Origin of the sequence: Nocardia crassostreae (assembly GCF_001613405.1) — a bacterium.
Lineage (GTDB): Bacteria > Actinomycetota > Actinomycetes > Mycobacteriales > Mycobacteriaceae > Nocardia > Nocardia crassostreae.
Genome location: NZ_BDCH01000020.1, coordinates 118,430 through 137,765, shown reverse-complemented (window position 1 = coordinate 137,765; position 19,336 = coordinate 118,430). Strand labels below are relative to the sequence as shown.

Here is a 19,336-nt window from a genome sequence, read left to right as displayed (position 1 = left end):
GGCCCGCCGTCAGTACTGGCGGCGGTGCGGCACGAATTCCAGGGTGAGCAGCGCCGCCGCCGCGATCAGCACCTCGCGCATGCGCACCAGCACGAAGCGCTGATCGGCGAACGCGTGGAACTTGCGCAGGAAGCGGTACAGCGATTCCAGCCGAATGAGCGGATCGCCCAGGCGCACGGCCAGATACACCAGTTCGGCCACGCGCGAACGCTGCTTGTCGGCGAAGAGCTCCGGAAAGGCCGCGAACGCCAGCGAGATTCGGGTGATGCCGTGTGCGCGGGCGTAATCGACCAGGTCGAGGATCATGCGCTCGTCCAGGCCATTGGGGGCGTCGTGCCGCCGCCAGGGCACGTCCAGGCTCAATCCCGTTCCGTCGCCGGAGATCCCGTAGCGCTGGAAACCGGCGATACGGCCGTCGGCATCGCGTGCCAGCACCACCAGCATGCCGGGGTTCCGGCCGTCCAGCAGATGGTCGAGGATCATGGAGAATCCGCGCGTCTGCCGCCCGCTCCCCCATTCGTCGACAATGCCCAGCAGCGCTTCGCGCTGATACCCGGTGAGCGCGGTCTCGGGCAGGATCTCGGTGGTGACGCCGAAATTCCGGGTGCGGCTGACCGCTTGGCGCAGATTGCGGAACCAGCGGCCCGCCATATCGAAGTCGCCGACCTCGAGAACCACATCGCGGCCCACGGCAATGGCGCGCAGCCCGCGATGGTCGAGCGCGCGCTCCTGCCACAGCCGCGTGAGCTCCGGGCTCGCACCCAGCACCGCAATGCGCCAGCCCTGCTCACCCGCGAAAACCGAGAACTCGCCCACCAGTTCGGCGAAGACGCGCCGATCGCCAATGGGATCGCCCGCGACCACGGCAATGCCGAACCGCGTCCGATAGGCAATGGCCGCACCGGCGTCGGCGCTGAAGAAGTAGCTCTTGGACGAGTGCAAGGCGAACGGGGCCAGCGGATCTCCCGCACTGCGCCGCACCAGCTCGGCCACCCGCGGCAGCTGTTCGGGCTGCGGCCTGCTGCCCACCGGCAGCATGAGCACGAAGCCGCTCGCCGCGATCAGGACGAACCCGACGGCCGGATGATGGTCGCGGTAGCTGAGATTCGCCACCACCAGCACCACGACCGCCGCGGTGAGATGCACCAGGGTGACCGGCCTGCGCAGGTGCAGCCCGCGCGCGATGAACAGCCCCGCCATCGCCACCGCCAGGAACCACACGTGATCAGTACCGTGCCGCGGGGTGCGCTCGGCCGCCCACACCAGCACCAGACTGCCCAGCACCAGCACCCCGATGAGCGGCATGCGGGCGCCCGGCCCGGCCGCGAACGCTCGTTCGCGATAGCCGCTCAGCGTGGTCGGCCGCACCGCCGCGCGTTGCTCACCTATGCGTCCCCCGCTGTTCGTTCCGCCCGCCTTCCCCATCACCGCTCCCTCTGCTCCTACCCGACACACTAAGTCGGACAAGCTCACCGGGGCACGCGGTTATTCCAGCCAGGGCGGCGGCGGGGTCGCCAGCACCGGGTCGGTAATGCCGCCGGGGCAGGCCAGGGCGGGGGCGTCCCAGCCCGCCAGCTTGGCGCTGTTGGCGTAGACGGAGCGGTAGAACTCGAGGACTGATTCGACCGGATTCGCGCTCTGCCAGGCCGCGTCGTAGGAGTAGTAGGCCGATCCGGCCGGTACCCATTTCGCTTCCGCAGGGCGGATCGGCAGGGCTCGCAGGCCATCGGGTTCGGGGTAGGCGTAGGAGTAGAAGGTCGGCTCGGGCACATCGTCGTCGCCGTACCAGAAGCCCGCGCTGATCTGCTCACGCGAATACGATTCGCGGGTGGGCGCTTCCACCGTCGCGGCCGGGGTCAGCTTGCGCTCGGAGAACCGCTGCACGGCGAGATCGAAGGAATGCCAGAAGAACTGGACCGGGCTGGTCTTGCCCGAGTACCCGGCGCTGTGCTCTTCGAGAATGCGGCCCACCTGGCTCAGTACCCGGAAGGCGCGCTGCGCGGCCGCGGGGTCGTAGTGGTGGTGTTCCTCGTCCTGATCGAAGGGCCGCTTGTGGTCGGGCAGCTTGTAGGGCTGTGGCTGCGCGATGGTGACTTCCACGCCCAGGTCGCGCAGCCCACGCATGCTCTCGGCGTAGAAGCTCGCCACCGACTGCCCGCCCAGCGGGATCTCCGCCTCGATCCCCCGCGTGCCCGCCATGCGCAGCACATGATCGAAGAAGTCGAATTCGCAGGTGAACACCGGCCCGTCGGCGGCGCTGCCGAGCGGCACGGTGGTCCAGCCGCGCGCGGTGAGCCGGTAGGTCATATGCCACCAGTGGTTGCGGCGGATGCCCTTGGCCAGCGCGACCTTGCCGATGATCTGGGAATAGCGGTGCAGCGTCTCCTTGGTGGGCCGCCACTCCTGATACGGGAGGGCCGGGAGGACCTCCCGGGTCGCGGTGCCCGGTCCGACGGCGGATTCGGCCATATCTCTGCCCTTTCGTGTGAACGATGCGGCACAGCTCCTGCCATGCTACTCAGCTATCGAGCGGCTATCACTCCGGTGCGGCGGCGCTCACCCGCGCGGCCAGCCGTGCGGCATGGGTGGGCCCGTCGGGGACGTGCGCCGGGCGCAGCGCGTCGAATTCCTTGCGCAGCACCGGGATCACTTCTTCGCCCAGGAGATCCAGCTGTTCCAGCACCGTCTTCAGCGGCAGCCCGGCATGGTCCATGAGGAACAGCTGGCGCTGATAGTCGCCGAAGCTCTCGCGGAAGGTCAGCATCTTGTCGATGACCTCCTGGGGGCTGCCGACGGTGAGCGGGGCCTGTTCGGTGAACTCCTCCAGCGACGGCCCGTGCCCGTAGACCGGGGCATTGTCGAAGTAGGGCCGGAATTCGCGCATGGCGTCCTGGGAGTTCTTGCGCAGGAACACCTGCCCGCCCAGGCCCACCACGGCCTGATCGGCGGAACCGTGGCCGTAGTGCTCATAGCGGCGGCGGTACAGCTCGATGAGCCGCTGGAAGTGTTCCTTGGGCCAGAAGATGTTGTTGGCGAAGAACCCGTCGCCGTAGTACGCGGCCTGCTCGGCGATCTCGGGGCTGCGGATGGAACCGTGCCAGACGAACGGCGGCAGATCGTCCAAAGGCCGTGGCGTGGACGTGAATCCGCGCAGCGGCGTGCGGTGCTCGCCCTCCGAGTTCACCACGTCCTCGCGCCAGAGCCGGTGCAGCAGATGGTAGTTCTCCAGGGCCAGCGCGATGCCGTCCCGAATGTCCTTGCCGAACCAGGGATATATTGCCGCGGCCCATCATGAGATCCACCCGGCCGCCCGCCAGATGCTGCAGCATGGCGAAGTCCTCGGCGATCTTCACCGGGTCGTTGGTGGTGATGAGCGTGGTGGCGGTGGACAGGATGAGGCGCTCGGTGCGCGCGGCGATATAGCCGAGCAGGGTGGTCGGCGAGGACGGCACGAAGGGCGGATTGTGGTGCTCGCCGGTCGCGAACACGTCGAGGCCCACCTCCTCGGCCTTCTGCGCGATGGTGACGATGGCCCGGATGCGCTCGCCCTCGCTCGGCGTCCGGCCGGTGGTGGGGTCCATGGTCACGTCGCCGACGCTGAAAATTCCGAACTGCACGGGTCCTCCTCGGGCTCGCCTCCACATTTGGTGGATATAGCAACCAATTGAACCACGGGGCATCCGGGCATATTCCGGGCGCTACCTGGGCCACTGCGCGCCGGTGAGAATACTCGCAAACTGTCTGCGACAACAACGAAACACCCAGTAGTGCAATATCTTTCGCAGTATCCTGAATATTCCCCGCGCAACGCCGCGCCGCGCCGAGTTCTATGCGGCCCCAACCACGAACAGGGGGTAGATCCGCATGGCGGACATCACCGTCGGTACGGCATACGCCGTGGTCGTCACCGCGGTCGCCGACCCGAGGCAGGTCGAGGGACTGGAATGGGACCGGGCCGTGGAGTATCTGCCGAGCCTGGATTCCCGCGCCATGCAGAATTGGGTCCGATCGCAGGAGGGCAAGGAAGCGGCGGTGCGGCACGGGGTGGTCATTCCCGGCTCGCAGCGCAAGGTCGCCTCGCGGCAGCCCTATCGGGAGGTGTGCGTGCCCGCCGCGGAATATCAATTGTTCAGCGCCGCGGTGCGCGCCCGGCCGCGCCTGGCGCTGGAAACGGCGCGGCGGGAAGAGGATTCCCGCCATCGCCTACTGCTCGGAGTAGGGACGGGACAGGCGGCCGACGCGAATGACAGGTCGATCAGTTTCGCTTAGCAGGCGAAGTTACATTCATCATCTGGAATGATGCTGTACCTGTCGTGCCCGGCTCAGTTCCCGTACTCCTATTCAAGTCCCTGTTCGATTGTGGCGCAACTCATTTAACGGCGAACAGCGACGCGTACACCAGCCGGTCGTGCTCGCCGACGAGCTGCCCGGTGAGGCCGTCGCCGGTCACCGTGTGCAGCCGCAGATCGAGGTAGCGCTCCTGCTCCACGGCCCGCACCTCGGTGGCGGCGGGCATCCACGACAGCACCCGCTCGGCCTCGCGCGCCCGCTCGCGCTCGAGTTCCGCTCGCAGCGTGGCCAGGTCACCGGCCGCGAACGGCTCGGGCTCAGCGGGCTGCGGCTCGGCGTAGTGGGCGGCGACGCTGTAGGCGAAGCACACCAGCGCCATCCACATCTCGGCGAAGTACCGCGGATCGGGCGCGATCTCGAGACCCGCGAACTCCTCGCCGACGAAGAACAGCGCGCCCAGCTGGCCGGGCAGCAACTCCAAGCGGCTGCGGAACTGCGTGAGCACCGGTCGCTTCCGCGTGAGGATCTGCTCCAGATGCCCGCGCGAAGGCAGGCCGTAACCGGCGCTGGTGCTGGCGATATCGCTCCACAGCTTCGAATAGTCCTCGACGCCGCGCCGGGCCAGGGCCTTGGCGCGCAGCTCCAGGGGCAGCACGAAGAACCACTGATCGCGACCCTCGAGGTAGCCGCCCTGGGCGGCCTGGACGCAGACGGCGTCGTCGAAGCGGCGGGTCTCCCCCGCGCCCAGGAACGCCGCCGAGCACAGCGCGTGATTCTGCGCGCCCTCCTGGATATAGCCGATGTGCAGGGGCACGATGGCCACCCCGGAGGCCGCGCCATTGTGCAGTTCCACGCTGCCGTAGCCGACCACGCGGTGCAGCTTCAGCCCCGAGCGCGGCGGCACGATGCCGGGCCGCTCGGGACCGTGAATGGGCACCATGGTGAGCGCGCCCGCGCGCTGCGGCTCATTCAGCCGGTAACCGGTCAGATCGACGGGTGCGCGCACCAGGGTGTCGAGTCGAGTCGTGGTGCGGGTCAATGGATTGCTCCTTCCATGCGGTTGGCCAGGAAACGCAGCGCGGTGGCGCGAATCCAGGCCGCACCGGGCGGGCAGTGGGCGAACAGCCACGGCAGCAGCGCGGCGAAATCGTCCTGATGCCAGAAGCCGTGGGCGGGCAGGGCGGGTGCGGGATCGCGCAGCGCCAGGGCATCGCTCCCGGTGAAGGTGGCGCGGCACAGCACGATCGGGGTGCGGACCTCGATATAGCGCAGCGTCTCCACCACGCGGGCGAGATCGCCGGGCAGCCGGTTCTCGTAGCCGTCGGTGACGATGGCGACGAGATCCGGTGCGGCGTCCAGCGCGTCGAGCAGGCCGACGGCCAGATCGGTGGGCCCGGTCTGACCCGCGCCGACCTCGACGACGGTGAGCCGCTCGCACACCTGCGCCAGCACCAGTCGCAGCGCTTCGGCCTGCGACAGCAGCGCCCATTCGCGATCGCCGTACCCGCGCATGGAGTCCGACCCGTCCAGCATCAGCGCCACGTGCCCGGCCAGCCGCGGCAGGTCACGGGTCGCCGCGGCGACGTAGCCGGCCAGCGCGGGCCGCAATTCGGCCACGGGGCCGCCGCGGTACACGTGCACCAGGGTGGCCGCGATATCGCCGCGACTGGTGGTGGTGACGACCGGCTCGCGCTCGCGCACGGCCTCCAGCGGCGCGATGGGCTGCCGGGGCAGCGGCGCGCCGTAGGTTCCGGGCCGGTACAGCGCCCGCACCCGCTCGCTCGCGGCGGCCGGATTCGCACTGAACCGCAACAGCTTTCGATGCAGCTCCGCCGAGTCCAGCTCTCCCTCCGCGATCAGGCGCGCGCAGCCGCGCGCGGTGGCCTTGCCGAGCGCGTGCTCGAAGCAGTCGACCAGCGCCGGATGCCGGGCCACGATGATCTCCTCCGACTCGGGATGATCCAGCACGAAGGCGACCACGGCGCGCGTGACGTGCTTGTTGTTCACCCGCATGCGGCGCAGCGCCAGCAGCACGGTCACGACGAGCACCGGCGGCAGCCCGAAAAGCAGTGCGCGCGTCGACTTCTCGAGAATCTCGCGACTCCCCTCGCCCATCCCGGCGCGCGAGGCCGCGAGGATCTGCAGGAGCACGCGGGCGCGCTGCTGTTCGTGCACGCCAGGCACCAGGGCCAGCAGCGCGTATCCCTCCGGATCGGCGGCATAGGCCCCGCGGTGCAGTTCCGCATCGTCCCACGCCACGACACCGGCCCGGGACAGCACCAGGGGCGTGCGGTGGGTACGGAGGTGGTCGAGCATGACTGCGGTGTTCATTCCGAAAGTGTAGGAAGCTTCACAATCGCGAGCCATTGATTTTCTTTGCGCTACAGACTATTTGACTCTCCCCGGGAATTACCCCGACAGCGTGCGCCGCACCTCCCCGAATTGCGGCTAACTCCTGGCTACGCGCCATTGCCTCGCTCGGGGTGCTGGTGCCCCTGGCCGTGCACTTCTCGGGACATGCGGCGGCGCATCGGCCCCTGGAGCGCTGGAAGGAGTGGACCACGCGGCACCACTACAGCATCATGGCCGTGCTGTTCGTCATGCTCAGCGCGAAATCGCTGGGCGACGGGATCAGCGGGCTGCTCTGAGGTATACGGAAATGGGGCCCTGCCGACCACCGGCAGGGCCCCATTTTCCCGTGATCACGACAGCGTGATCACGCCTTCGCGTCACTGTGAGATGAGGGAATCACGGTGTGACAATGGCGAAGTCCGGGTCGGGCTCGTCGAACAGGCCCGCGAGTTTCATGAAGCTCTGTATGTCGCCCTCGATGGTGATGGCGCCGGATTGCACGGCCGCGCCGATGTCCTGCCCGGCGAGCAGGACGCCGATGAGGGTCGCGCGGGCGAGAGTGAAAGTCACGTCCGGGGGCGGCAGTTTGTCGCCGTCGCGGCGGTCGTAGTGCACCAGCAGGCCATTGCGCAGTTCGAGGCGGTGGGTGCGCATCTCATCGGTGAACTGCCAATCGCTGACGGCCTTCTCGTTCCAGGCCTTCGGTCCGTCCAGGCGCAGCGCCATGGCGTCGAAGACCTGCTCGATGGTCAGCGCCGCCAGCATGGTCGGCGAGCTGGCCTTGGTCGGCGTCCCCACATTGCCATTGCGCAATTCGTAAGCGCCCATGAGGAAGAAGTTGCGCCAGGTGGCGTTCTCCGCGCCGTAGCCGAGTTGCTCGTAGTTGCTGGCGAGCAGGGTTTTCGCGGCCTCGTTGGCCGGGTCGGCGAAGATGACGTAGTTGACCACCTGCGCGACCCAGCGGTAGTCGCCGTTGTCGTAGGCGATGAGGGCCTTGCGCAGCACCTCCTCCGCGCCGCCCATGAATTCCACGTGCCGCTTGGCGGATTCGACCGGCGGGTGCTCCCACAGGTGCGCCGGATTGCCGTCGAACCAGCCCATGTAGCGCTGGTAGATGGCCTTCACGTTATGGCTGACCGAACCGTAGTAGCCGTGCGTGTTCCACGCCGCCGCGAGAGCCGGTGGCATTTCGATCATTTCGGCGATCCCGCTGCCGACATAGCCCTGGTTCAGCCGTCGCAGCGTCTGATCGTGCAGGTACCCGTACAGATCCCGTTGAAGCGAAAGGTATTCCACCAGTCGCTCGGTGCCCCAGGTCGGCCAGTGATGCGAGGCGAACACGACATCGGATTCGCGCGCGTACAGATTGATGGACTCGGTCAGGTACTGCGCCCACACGTGCGGGTCGCGCACCAGCGCACCGCGCAATGTGAGCAGATTGTGCAGGGTGTGAGTCGCGTTCTCCGCCATGCAGAGTGCGCGATGGTCGGGGAAGAAGAAATTCATCTCCGACGGGGCCTCGGTGCCCGGGGTGATCTGGAAGACGATCCGCACCCCGTCGAGGATCTCCTCCTGCCCGGTGTAGGTGATGTCCTTGGTCGGCGCGATGAGCGTGACGGTGCCGGTCGAGGTGGTCTGCCCGAGGCCCGCGCCGATCTGCCCCTTCGCCCCGCGCGGCAGGGCCGCGCCGTACATGTAGGCCGCGCGGCGCGCCATGGCCGTTCCGGCATAGATGTTCTCGACCACGGCATGTTCCAGGAATCCGGCGGGAGCCAGCACCGGGCACCGCCCCGATTCGGCGTCTGCGACGGTGGTGACGCCCCTCGCGCCACCGAAATGGTCCACGTGCGAATGGGTGTAGATCAGGCCGGTCACCGGCCGCTGCCCGCGATGGGCGTAGTACAGCTCCAACCCGGCCTCGGCGGACTCCGCCGAGATGAGTGGATCGATCACGAGCACACCGGTTTTGCCCTCGATCAACGTCATGTTCGACAGATCGAGACCGCGGATCTGATAGATCCCCTCGGTCACCTCGTACAGCCCCTGCCGGATGTTCAGCCCGGACTGCCGCCACAGGCTCGGATGCACCGAGGCCGGGCAGGAACCCTTCAGAAATCCGTAGGAGTCGTTGTCCCACACGACATTCCCATCGGAATCCTGGACCACGCCGGGTTCGAGCGCGGCAATGAAACCGCGATCGGCGTCGGCCTGATCGGCGGTGTCACCGAAGGGCAGTTCGGCGGTGGCCCGCTGGTGCTGTTCGAGAATGTAGGTGCTCGGATCGACTGCGCTCAACTGTCTTCTCCTTACGGCGTGACAATGTTGAAGTTGGGGTCCGGCTTATCGAAAAGTCCCTTGAGCTGCGCGAGTACGGCCATACTGCCGTCGACCTTGATATCGCCCTTGGCAATGGCGTCCTGCATATTGCCGCCGCCGATCATGTTCTGGATGAACCCGCCGCGGGTGAGGGTGATGGTGGCGTCCGGGGCGGGCAGCCCGTCGTCCGGCCACCGGTCGTAGTGGATGAGCACGCCATTGCGCAGTTCGGCGCGATGCACCCGGTCGTCGTTGTCGCTGAACTTCCAGTCCGTGGTGACCTTGGCGTCCCACGCCTTGGGGCCGTTGACGAACAGTGAGATGGCGTCGAACGCCTGATCCACGGCCAGCGCGGCCAGTAGGCCCTTGGAATTCGCGGCCGTCGGCGTGCCGAACGAGCCATTGCGCAATTCGTACGCGCCGGAGAGATAGAAGTTGCGCCAAGTGGCGTTCTCCGAGCCGTAGCCGAGCTGTTCGAAGGCGCTGGCCTCCAGGTCTTTCGCCTTCTTGTTGTCCGGGTCGGCGAAGATCACGTAGTTGGTGAGCTGCACCGCCCAGCGGAAATCGGCGTCGTCGTACGCCTTTTGCGCCTTCTTCAGCACCGCGTTCGCCCCGCCCATGGCATCAACGTGCCGCGTGGCATTGTCGACCGGCGGGTGCTCCCACAGATGCGCCGGATTGCCGTCGAACCAGCCCATGTAGCGCTGGTAGATGGCCTTCACATTGTGGCTGACCGAACCGTAGTAACCGTGTGTGTTCCACTGCTTTTCGAGCGCGGGCGGCATCCGCATCTGCTCGGCGATCTCGCTGCCCACATAACCCAGATTGAGCATGCGCAGCGTCTGATCATTGAGGTAGCCGTACAGATCCCGTTGGGTGGACAGGAAATCCACGATCTTGTCGGTGCCCCAGATCGGCCAGTGGTGCGAGGAGAACACCACATCCGATTGGCGCGCATACAGATTGATGGACTCGGTCAGATACTTCGACCACACGTGCGGGTCGCGCACCAGCGCACCGCGCAGCGTGAGGATATTGTGCAGCGTGTGCGTGGCGTTCTCGGCCATGCACAGAATGCGGCGGTCGGGGAAGTAGAAGTTCATCTCCGACGGGGCCTCGGTGCCCGGGGTGATCTGGAAGACGATGCGCATACCGTCGATGACGTGCTCTTCACCGGTCTTGGCGACCGACACCGTCGGATCGATGAGGGTGACCGTGCCGACCGAGGTGGTCTGCCCCAGCCCCGCGCCGATCTGCCCCTTCTCACCGCGCGGCAGGGCCGCGCCGTACATGTACGCGGCGCAGCGGGCCATGGCCGTTCCGGCGTAGATGTTCTCCGAGACCGCGTGCTCGAGGAATCCGGAGGGAGCCACCACCGGGCATGTGCCCGCGGCCACGTCCTCGCGGGTGGTGACGCCCAGCGTGCCGCCGAAGTGATCGACATGCGAATGCGAGTAGATGAGCCCGGTCACAGGCCGGTTGCCGCGATGCTTGCGGTACAGCGCCAGCCCAGCGGCGGCGGTCTCGACGGAAATGAGCGGATCGATGACGATGACGCCGGTATCGCCCTCGATGAGGGTCATCTGCGACAGGTCCAGCCCGCGGATCTGATAGAAGCCGGGCGCGACCTCGTAGAGGCCCTGTTTGATGGTCAGCTGCGACTGCCGCCACAGGCTCGGATTGGCCGAGGACGGGCAGGAGCCCCGCAGGAATCCGTAGGAGTCGGTATCCCAGACCACCTTTCCCTTGTCGTCCTTGATCACGCCCGGTTGCAGCGCCTCGAGGAAACCGCGATCGGCGTCGGCGAAATCGGTGGTGTCGGAGAACGGGTAGGCGTCGAGGACCTTGCGGTTCGCCTCGGCAATGGCATCGGTCGGATCGGTCTGCGTCGCGGACGGATTCACCTCGTCCGACGAGCCGCAGCCGGTCAGGGCCCCGCCCACGCCGACCGCGGCCAGGGCCGCCGCGCCGACGCCGAGCATGCCGCGCCGGGATACCCGACCGGGCCGTTCCTTGTCCGAATTGTCCATGTCTTCGGGCTTGCCGCCGACGATCACCGCGCGCTCCTGCCTCTCTATCGAGCCGGTACCCGCGAACCAGCCAAGCATCGATAGCTGAAAGTTCGCGGAATGACACTCACTCTAGCTTTATTACAGTCAGACTGCAATAGTGATGGCATGCAGAACGCACGAACCCGCTCTCGCCCGGTCGCGGCGCGCTGTGATCGGATACAGGCATGAGTGACGACGGCACGACAGCTCGCCGCCGCAGGCGCAATCCGGAGCAGACCCGCAAGGCGATCCTCGACGCCCTGATCGAGGCGCTGCAGGCGGGCCGGTACAGCCCGACCGCCAAGGAGCTGGCGGCCACCGCGGGCGTCTCCGAGCGCAGCGTCTTCGTGCACTTCCCGGATCTCAACGAATTGCGCATCGCGGCCGCGAGCGCGCAGTCGGACTATGTCGAAACGCTGCTCGTCACATCGGATCCCGCACTGCCCCTGGACCAGCGCATCGACGCCGTGGTGCGCCAGAGCGAGGCCGCCTTCACCGCGCAGCGCAATCCACGTCCGCTGGGATTGCTGGAGTCCAAGACGATTCCGGCCATCGACGAGCGAATGCGGGCGACCGACAAGCGCATCCGGGACGCGCTGGCGCACACCTTCGCACCCGAACTGACCCGGGGCGGCGACGAGGACACCGAACTGCTCGATCTCCTCGAGGCCACCGCGACCTGGGCCTACCGGCATCAGCTGGTCGACCGGCGCGGACTGTCGCAGCGCGCGGCCTCGGCCGCCATCGGCCGCGCGCTGCGGGCGCTGCTCAGCGCCGACTGAGCACGGCTCAGTTGCGATCGAAAACGATGACCTGGCGCACGGCCCTGCCCTCGGCGAGCAGGTCCATGGCCTCGTTGATGCGCGACAACTCGATGCGATCGGAGATGAGCCGCTCCACCGGGAGCCGCCCCTCCCGCCACATCTGCTCGTAGCGCGGGATATCGCGCGCCGGAACGGCCGAGCCGAGATAGCTGCCCACCAGGGTGCGGGCCGCGGCGGTAATGCTCAGTGCCGGGATCTGCGCCACGGCGCTCGGCGCGGGCAGGCCCACGGTAATGATGGTGCCGCCGGGAGCCGTTGCCGCATAGGCGGTTTCGAGCGCCGCCGGATGCCCGGCGCACTTCACCACGTAGCGCGCCCGAATGCCTTCCGCGCGCAGCCGATCCGGCGTGTAGACCTCGCTCGCGCCGAGTTCCTCGGCCATGGCGAGCTTCTCCGGCAGCCGGTCCACGGCGATCACGCGACCCACGCCGATGGCCTTGGCGACCAGCAGCGCCGCCATGCCGACGCCGCCGAGCCCAACCACCATGAGGCTGTCCCGCGGGCGCGGGTCGGCGACATTGAGCACCGCTCCCCCGCCGGTCAGCACCGCGCAGCCGAACAGCGCCGCGATCTCGGCGGGGACATCGGCGCCGACCGGCACCACCGAGGCCCGGTCCACCACCACGTGGGTGGCGAAACCGGAGACCCCGAGGTGATGACGGACGCGGTCACCGGCGCGCGTGAGGTGACCCGGGTGATGCAGCAGCTCCCCGGCATTGTTGCTGCGGGAGCCCTCCGAACAGGGCAGTTGCCCGCCTCGTTCGCAGGCGTCGCACTTCTCGCAGCGCGGCAGGAAGGACATGACGACCCGTTGCCCTGCAACAAGATCCGATACCCGCGCACCGGTCGCGATCACGGTGCCCGCCGCCTCGTGCCCGAGCAGCATGGGCAGCAGCCGTGGCCGATTGCCGTCCACCACACTGAGATCGGAGTGGCAGATGCCCGCCGCCTCGATGGCGACCAGGACCTCGGTGGGTCCGGGATCGCCGAGTTCGAGTTCGCTCACGGCGATCGGCCGCGACTGCGCGTAGGGCCGCGCACGGCCGATCTCCTCGAGGACCGCGCCGGTGGTACGCATCAGATTTCGACCATCTGATGGTCGGCGACGGAGCGGCTCAGGAAGCGCAGGTGGTCGCTGGAGTCGCCGAGGGTGTGTTCGATGGCGGTGAGCCGCGCGGTGTAGTGGCCGACCGGGTATTCGGCGGTCATGCCGATGCCGCCGTGCATCTGGATGGCCTCCTGGCCGATGTGGCGAGCGGAGCGGCCGATGCGCAGTTTGGCGCGCGAGGCCACCACCGGGTCGACGATGCCGTCGGCCAGGGACATGGAGGCGTACAGGCTCATGCTGCGCGCCAGCTCCAGCGAGACGTACATATCGGCGGCGCGCTGGGTCAGCGTCTGGAAGGTGCGCAGCGGAACGCCGAACTGCTTGCGGGTCTTCAGGTATTCGGCGGTGAGCCGCAGCGATTCCTCCATGCAGCCGATGGCCTCGGCGCACAGGGCGGCCTGGGCGGCGGCAATGGCGGCGGTAATGGCCTCGGTGACATCGACGGCCTCGCCGAGGGGTTCGGCCGCAACACCGTCGAATTCGATATCCGCGCCGCGCAGCCCGTCGTGGGTGGCGAAGCCGGTGCGGCGCACACCCGCGGCCGCCGGGTCGACCAGGAACAGCCCGAGGCCGTCCCCGACCTTGGCGCTCACGATCAGCAGATCGGCGCAATCACCGTGCGGCACCGGATGTTTGCGGCCGGTGAAGCGCCAGCCGTCGCCGTCGCGGGCGACGTGGGTGGCGCCTTCGGTCGCGGGCCAGCGCAGACCGGGCTCGGCATGGGCGAAGGCCAGGCGCAGCTCGCCCTCGGCGACCTTGGGCAGCAGCTCCTTGCGCTGTGCGTCGGTGCCGACGCGGGCGATGAGACCGCCGGGCAGCAGCGCGCAGTCCAGCAGCGGTTCGGGGGCCAGGCGGCGGCCGAGTTCGGTGAGCACCAGCATGGCCTCGATGGGGCCAGCGCCCATACCGCCGTCCTCCTCGGCGAAAGTCAGCCCGAGCAGGCCGATTTCGGCGAAGGTGCGCCAGAGCTGCGGGTCCCAGCCCAGGTCGGTGCCGACGATGTCGGTGCGGCGTTCGGGGGTGTAGCCGCGGGCGAGCACGTCACGAACCGTGTCGCGCAGCATTTCCTGTTCGGTGGTGAGATCGAAATCCATGGCGCTGCCTCACAATCCGAGGATCGTCGAGGCGATGATGCTGCGCTGCACCTCGTTCGATCCTCCGTAGATCGATGTCTTGCGGTAGTTCAGGTAGGTGGCGGTGCTGCGGCGCGCCCAGTCCGGGCTCGCCTCGTCCTCGCGGGCCAGCGAATCCGGTCCGGCGATATCGACGAGCAGTTCGGTGACGGCCTGCTGGAGTTCGGTGCCGCGCAGCTTGAGGATGGACGACACCGGGTTCGGCTTGCCGTCGGCCGAACCCGCGGCGACCCGCAGCTGCACCAATTCCATTGCCAGCAGCTCGTTTTCGAGTTCGGACAGGCGGGTGGCGAACAGCGGATCGTCGAGCAGGGTCTGCTCGCCCAGCTTGGTCTGCTTGGCGTGCTCCTTGGCCAGCCACAGCCGCACCTTGGTCTGGCCGACGGCGGCAATGCCGGTGCGCTCGTTGCCGAGCAGGAACTTGGCGTAGGTCCAGCCCTGGTTCTCCTCGCCCACCAGCTGATTCGCGGGCACCCGCACGTTCTCCAGGAAGACCTCGTTGACCTCGTAGCCGCCGTCGATGAGCTCGATGGGCCGCACGGTCACGCCGGGGGTGTCCAGGGGGAACAGCAGCATGGAGATGCCCGCCTGCTTCTTGACCGACGGATCGGTGCGCACCAGGCAGAACATCCAGTCGGCGGACTGGGCGGCGGTGGTCCAGGTCTTCTGACCGTTCACGATGTAACTGTCGCCGTCGCGCACGGCGGTGGTGCGCAGCGAGGCCAGATCGGAACCGGCCTCGGGCTCGGAAAAGCCCTGGCACCACCAGATGTCGAGATTGGCGGTGGGCGGCAGGAAGCGCTCCTTCAGCTCCTGGGAGCCGAAGTGGGCGATGACCGGGCCGATCATATTGGCATTGAAGGTGAGCGGTTCGGGCACCGAGGCCAGCTGCAGCTCGTCGTGCCAGATATGGCGCTGAATGGGCGTCCAGTCCCGGCCGCCCCATTCGACCGGCCAGTTCGGCACCGCCAGCCTGTGCGCATTGAGGATGCGCTGGGTGGTGACGATGTCGTCCTTGCTCAGGTGCTGGCCGTGCCGGGCGCGGTTGCGGATCTCGGCCGGAATCTCGGTGCGGAAGAAGGCGCGGAGCTCGTCACGGAACGCGAGCTCGTCGTCGGTGAGCGCCAATTGCATGCGTTGACCTCCAATTTCGGGACGACCGGGACACAGGCGCGCCGCGACCCCGTCGATGCCGAATATGATACATAGTAGGTCCAACGTCTCAAATACTCCGATACGATGAGATCGACAGAAGGGAGCATCCGTGCCGAACACCGATCCGGCCCTCGGCGTCGGCGAACTCCTCGCCCGCCGCCACCGCGAGGCGAGCCTGCCCGGCAATCGCACCGACGGTCATCGCCTGGCCCTGGTCATCGAGGGCGGTTCCTCGCGCGGGGCGTATTCGCACGGCATGGCCATGGGCCTCGAGGAACTCGGCGTGCTCACCTGCTTCGACGCCGTCTACGGTGCGTCGGCCGGTGCGCTCAACGCCGCGTGGCTGCTGTGCGGGCGGGCGGCGACCGCGCGCCGGGCCTGGAATCCGGAGGTGATCAATCGCGTCATCTCCCCCGCCCGCGCCCTGCGCGGCGGCATTGTGGTGGACACCCGCTACCTGGTGCACACCGTGTACGAGCGCATCGTGCCCATGGACTTCCCGGCCATCCTGGCCAATCCGATCACCTTCCACCCCATGGCCACCGACGCCGATACCGGTGCGGCGGTGGATCTGCATCCCGGGCTCACCGATGTGCCCGCGGTCCAGGCCGCGCTGCGCGCCACCACCTGCCTGCCCATCCTGGCCGGACGCCCGATGCACATCGGCGGCCGCCGCTATGTCGACGCCGGACTCTCCGAATCCGTGCCCATCCGAACCGCATTCGCGCAGGGCGCCACCCGGGTGCTGGTGCTGCGCACCCGCCGGGCCGATGAGACCTCGCGCCCGCCTTCGGGGTTGGAGAGCCGCGTGGTGGCCCGGTTCCTGACCAGGCACGCACCCGGCACCGTGGCGGCCTGGCGCTCCCGCGCCGAGCACCAGCACCGCGAGGAGGCGGAATTCGCGACCGATCCGGCCGTCCTGCAGATCCGGCCGCCGCACGGCGCACCCGATATCGGGCGCGTGGATCGCGATCACGGCGTCCTGAGCCAGGCCCTCGAACTGGGCCGCGTGGCGACCGCCCGCACTTTGGCGCCATTCCTGACCCCTATGCTTTCCCAGTGAGCAGCGGCGCGGGAACCAGGACACCGGGGCGACCGGCATCGGCCAGTCCCGAGGACGTACTGAACGCCGCCACCGCGGTTTTCGTGGACGGTCAGCGCATCGACGTCAATGCCATCGCCACCCAGCTGGGCGTCAGCCGCGCCAGCGTCTACCGCTGGTTCGGCTCCCGGGACGGCCTCGTCGGGGCGGTGCTGAGCCGCCAGCTCGAACGCATGGTCGCCCACACCGACCGCCGCTGCCGCAGCACCGGCGAGAAGCGCCTGGAAGAGGTGCTCAACACCACCGTGCAATGGCTGGTCGACCACGATTCGCTGCGCACCTACTTCGACAACGAATCCACCGCCGCCCTGCGCATGATCACGCGCAGCGACGGACCGGTGCACCAGGCGGCGGTGGCCATGGTCGAGCGGCTCATCGAAAGCGCCGAGGCGCAAGGTTATCGGCCGCCCATCGAACGGGCGACCCTCGCCTACGCACTGGTGCGGCTCTGGGAAGCGTTCCTCTACAACGACGCCGTGGCGGGATTCCGCGGCGATGTGGAACGCCTGCGCCAGGTTCAGACAGCGCTGCTGCGCACCTGATTCAGCGAGCGCCGCACCCACAGCCAGGTCACGGCGAGCATGAGCACCAGCGCCGGTTTGCCGAGAACCAGTGCGACGGAACCGAGTAGCACCACCTTGTCGGTCAGATACAGCGGCACCATGATCACCAGGTGCGCCGCCCAGAAGACGAACCAGGCCAGGGTCACCGTGCGGTGCAACGCGATTCGCGCATCGGGATCGGCGTGCTCGGCGGGTTCCAGCCCGATCTTGCGGCACATCCACCGGCTGAGCGGGCGACCGGTGAGCAAGGTGAGGCCGAAGGCGAGCGTGGCGACCGCGCAGATCAGCAGATCCGGCAGATAGAAGCCGCGGCCCTCGCCGGTAATGCCCACGAACAGCGAGAACACCACCACGACGAGCAGCGAGACGGCAACGACCCGAATCGAGTCACCTTTCAGCAATCGGAAGAGCGCCATACCTCCGGCGACCCCGAGCGCGAGCAGCACGCCGAATTTGGCATTCACCGCCACGTACCCGATCAGGAAACCGATGGCCGGAGCCGCACCGTCGAGGATGTGCCCGGGACCGCCCAGCGCGCGGAACTTGCCCCACGCCTCGGCGGCTCCCGAGCGCGGCCGCTCGACGGTCTGCCTCACATCGAGCCCCAGGACTGCAGCAAATAGGTGATATTCGCGGCCAGCTGGGTGACCGTGGTCGCCAGATCGAGGGTCGCGGAGCCGAGGTTGATGATCGGGAAGTTCATGGTTCCTGCTTTCATTCGGAGCTCTATTGCAGTTTAACTGTAATAATGGAGATCGATGCGGGCAATGCCGATATGACTCGGCTCGCCGATGCTCGTGGCTGTGGCCCGCAACACAGAACGGACCTCCGGGGCCACATCGGGTCGAATCAGCAAATCGATAGCTATGCTCCGGTGGCGCTCCCACCCGGACCGATAAGGAGAGTGACATGCAGAACCATCAGGTGACGCGGCGCTGGGTACTGGGTACTGGTGCGGCGGTGGCGGCGGGTCTCGGACTGGCCGCGTGCGGCTCCGGCGATGACAAGCCCGCATCGTCCGGCGATGCGTCGAACGACCCGAAAGCCATTGCCGCCGATGCCTATACGTTCGGGTATCCGCTGGTGCTCATGGACGCCACCCGGGCGGCGCTCGGCTTCACCAACCAATTCGTGAACGCCACCACTCTCCCCGAGCCGGACGACCGGCTGGTGGTGCGGCTGAATCTGGACACGCTTTACTCGCAGGCCTGGCTGGATCTGGGCCCCGAACCCCTCGTCCTCCAGGTGCCCGGCATGGAGGCCGACAGGTACTGGCTCATGCAGATCACCGACGCGTGGAGCAATACGCGCCAGAACCCGAGCAGTATTCGCCCGCAGACGGCGGCGGGAGCGACCTCGCCGCCCTTCACCTATCTGGTCACCGGCCCCGGCTGGTCAGGTCGGGTGCCCGAGGGCATGACCCGCCTGGACCTGCCCACGAATACCGCGTGGGTACTCGGCCGGATTCAGGTCAACGGCACCGAGGACGTGCCGCGCGTGCTGGAGCTCCAGAATCAGCTGAAGCTGGTGCCGCTGAGCGCGTGGCTGCGCGGCGAGGACGCCGCGACCGGGCGGCCGTTCATCCCGAACCCGAGCCAGACCCCGCCGCCCGCGCAGGTGGCGGCCATGGACGGGCCCGCGTTCTTCGACAAGCTGTGCGCGCTCATGGCCGCCAATCCGCCCGCACCGGCGGACGCGCCCGCGCTGGAACGGTTCGCCACCATCGGCCTCGAGCCAGGCGCGACCGTGGACGGCCAATCCGCGCAGGCGCTGAACGACGGTGCGGCCCAGGCGAAGACGCAGATTCCGAAGTACGACGATCCGCGCACCAAACAGGAGAACGGCTGGACCTTCTCCACCGATCTGGGCGCCTACGGCACCAACTACGCGCTGCGCGCCCGCACCGCCATGCAGGCCCTGGGCGCGAACCTGGCCCAGGATGCGGTGTACCCCACCGTATTCGCCAAGGCCGACGACGGGGGCGCGAAAGTGCGCTACCGCCTGCACTTCCCGGCCGGTCAGCTGCCGCCGGTGGATGCCTTCTGGTCGCTGACGGCCTATGACGCGGACAGCTATCTGGTCCCGAACGCGGCGGATATCTACGCCATCGGGCACGACGTCCCGATCGTCGTGAATTCCGACGGCACGGTGGATATCGCGGTGCAGAACGAGGATCCGGGCATCAGTGTGCCCCAGGGCAATTGGCTGCCGATTCCGGCCTCCGGGAACTTCTCGCTCTCCATGCGGCTCTACGGCCCGAAGCAGGAGGCGCTCGACGGGGGCTGGAAGCCCCCGGTGCTCACTCCGGTGCGCTTAATCAGGCGAGTCCCCAGGCCTTCAGCAGGTAGGTGATGTTGGCGGCGAGAGCGGTGACCGAGTTCGCCAGATCGAGCGCAGCGGAACCGAGATTGATGATCGGCATAGCGTTCTACTTTCGATTCG

General features: G+C 67.8%; 17 protein-coding genes and 1 pseudogene. 6 read left to right on the top strand and 12 right to left on the bottom strand.

The window, feature by feature from the left end:
* Positions 1 to 9 precede the first annotated feature (9 nt).
* From NC4_RS21610 to NC4_RS21600, 3 genes and pseudogenes are all read right to left on the bottom strand, one after another.
* Positions 10 to 1,425, bottom strand: a complete 1,416-nt coding sequence (locus NC4_RS21610) for a bifunctional lysylphosphatidylglycerol flippase/synthetase MprF (RefSeq protein ID WP_084529575.1) — start codon at positions 1,423 to 1,425, stop codon at positions 10 to 12.
* A gap of 60 nt (positions 1,426 to 1,485) precedes the next feature.
* On the bottom strand, positions 1,486 to 2,469 hold the full coding sequence (locus NC4_RS21605) for a DUF5996 family protein (protein ID WP_067541266.1): 984 nt from the start codon (positions 2,467 to 2,469) through the stop codon (positions 1,486 to 1,488).
* A gap of 67 nt (positions 2,470 to 2,536) precedes the next feature.
* Positions 2,537 to 3,617: pseudogene (locus NC4_RS21600) on the bottom strand (LLM class flavin-dependent oxidoreductase).
* Between the two features lie 247 nt (positions 3,618 to 3,864).
* Here NC4_RS21600 and NC4_RS21595 point away from each other — a divergent pair.
* The gene (locus tag NC4_RS21595) at positions 3,865 to 4,269 is read left to right on the top strand and encodes a hypothetical protein (protein WP_067541264.1); all 405 of its coding nucleotides are present in this window, start codon (positions 3,865 to 3,867) and stop codon (positions 4,267 to 4,269) included.
* A 100-nt stretch (positions 4,270 to 4,369) separates the two neighbouring features.
* Here the strand turns inward: NC4_RS21595 and NC4_RS21590 are convergent, their stop codons facing one another.
* Positions 4,370 to 5,329, bottom strand: a complete 960-nt coding sequence (locus tag NC4_RS21590) for an ARPP-1 family domain-containing protein (RefSeq protein WP_067541262.1) — start codon at positions 5,327 to 5,329, stop codon at positions 4,370 to 4,372.
* Entirely contained in the window at positions 5,326 to 6,621 is a 1,296-nt protein-coding gene (locus NC4_RS21585; RefSeq protein ID WP_067541260.1) for a hypothetical protein, read from the bottom strand. The genes NC4_RS21590 and NC4_RS21585 overlap by 4 nt, the downstream gene beginning before the upstream one ends.
* A 152-nt stretch (positions 6,622 to 6,773) precedes the next feature.
* Between NC4_RS21585 and NC4_RS40425 the strand changes: the two genes are divergently transcribed.
* Positions 6,774 to 6,938, top strand: a complete 165-nt coding sequence (locus NC4_RS40425) for a hypothetical protein (protein WP_157555026.1) — start codon at positions 6,774 to 6,776, stop codon at positions 6,936 to 6,938.
* A 100-nt stretch (positions 6,939 to 7,038) separates the two neighbouring features.
* Here NC4_RS40425 and NC4_RS21580 read toward each other — a convergent pair whose 3' ends face one another.
* Positions 7,039 to 8,937 (bottom strand): alkyl/aryl-sulfatase, encoded by a 1,899-nt coding sequence (locus NC4_RS21580; protein WP_067541258.1) that lies wholly within the window; start codon positions 8,935 to 8,937, stop codon positions 7,039 to 7,041.
* Positions 8,938 to 8,948: 11 nt separating this feature from the next.
* Positions 8,949 to 10,988 (bottom strand): alkyl/aryl-sulfatase, encoded by a 2,040-nt coding sequence (locus NC4_RS21575; protein WP_084529642.1) that lies wholly within the window; start codon positions 10,986 to 10,988, stop codon positions 8,949 to 8,951.
* A 206-nt stretch (positions 10,989 to 11,194) separates the two neighbouring features.
* Between NC4_RS21575 and NC4_RS21570 the strand changes: the two genes are divergently transcribed.
* Positions 11,195 to 11,791 carry a TetR/AcrR family transcriptional regulator gene (locus NC4_RS21570; protein WP_067541256.1) on the top strand — a complete coding sequence of 199 codons (597 nt, stop codon included), beginning with the start codon at positions 11,195 to 11,197 and terminating at the stop codon, positions 11,789 to 11,791.
* Between the two features lie 7 nt (positions 11,792 to 11,798).
* Here NC4_RS21570 and NC4_RS21565 read toward each other — a convergent pair whose 3' ends face one another.
* The 3 genes from NC4_RS21565 to NC4_RS21555 are packed head-to-tail and all read right to left on the bottom strand — an operon-like array spanning position 11,799 to position 15,208.
* Positions 11,799 to 12,911 (bottom strand): zinc-binding dehydrogenase, encoded by a 1,113-nt coding sequence (locus NC4_RS21565; protein ID WP_067541254.1) that lies wholly within the window; start codon positions 12,909 to 12,911, stop codon positions 11,799 to 11,801.
* On the bottom strand, positions 12,911 to 14,035 hold the full coding sequence (locus tag NC4_RS21560; RefSeq protein ID WP_067541252.1) for an acyl-CoA dehydrogenase family protein: 1,125 nt from the start codon (positions 14,033 to 14,035) through the stop codon (positions 12,911 to 12,913). Before NC4_RS21560 ends, NC4_RS21565 begins: the two co-directional genes overlap by 1 nt.
* A 9-nt stretch (positions 14,036 to 14,044) precedes the next feature.
* On the bottom strand, positions 14,045 to 15,208 hold the full coding sequence (locus NC4_RS21555) for an acyl-CoA dehydrogenase family protein (protein ID WP_067541250.1): 1,164 nt from the start codon (positions 15,206 to 15,208) through the stop codon (positions 14,045 to 14,047).
* 130 nt (positions 15,209 to 15,338) lie between these two features.
* On the opposite strand from NC4_RS21555, the gene NC4_RS21550 reads away from it, so the two are divergent.
* On the top strand, positions 15,339 to 16,292 hold the full coding sequence (locus NC4_RS21550) for a patatin-like phospholipase family protein (RefSeq protein ID WP_067541248.1): 954 nt from the start codon (positions 15,339 to 15,341) through the stop codon (positions 16,290 to 16,292).
* The gene (locus tag NC4_RS21545) at positions 16,289 to 16,873 is read left to right on the top strand and encodes a TetR/AcrR family transcriptional regulator (protein WP_084529571.1); all 585 of its coding nucleotides are present in this window, start codon (positions 16,289 to 16,291) and stop codon (positions 16,871 to 16,873) included. The genes NC4_RS21550 and NC4_RS21545 overlap by 4 nt, the downstream gene beginning before the upstream one ends.
* Here the strand turns inward: NC4_RS21545 and NC4_RS21540 are convergent.
* Positions 16,849 to 17,490 (bottom strand): DUF3159 domain-containing protein, encoded by a 642-nt coding sequence (locus tag NC4_RS21540; RefSeq protein ID WP_067541244.1) that lies wholly within the window; start codon positions 17,488 to 17,490, stop codon positions 16,849 to 16,851. The genes NC4_RS21545 and NC4_RS21540 overlap by 25 nt on opposite strands.
* On the bottom strand, positions 17,487 to 17,612 hold the full coding sequence (locus NC4_RS44055) for a hypothetical protein (RefSeq protein WP_281186352.1): 126 nt from the start codon (positions 17,610 to 17,612) through the stop codon (positions 17,487 to 17,489). The genes NC4_RS21540 and NC4_RS44055 overlap by 4 nt, the downstream gene beginning before the upstream one ends.
* 191 nt (positions 17,613 to 17,803) lie before the next feature.
* Here NC4_RS44055 and NC4_RS21535 point away from each other — a divergent pair, with 191 nt between their 5' ends.
* Positions 17,804 to 19,246 carry a DUF1254 domain-containing protein gene (locus NC4_RS21535; protein ID WP_067541242.1) on the top strand — a complete coding sequence of 481 codons (1,443 nt, stop codon included), beginning with the start codon at positions 17,804 to 17,806 and terminating at the stop codon, positions 19,244 to 19,246.
* Positions 19,247 to 19,336: the final 90 nt, after the last annotated feature.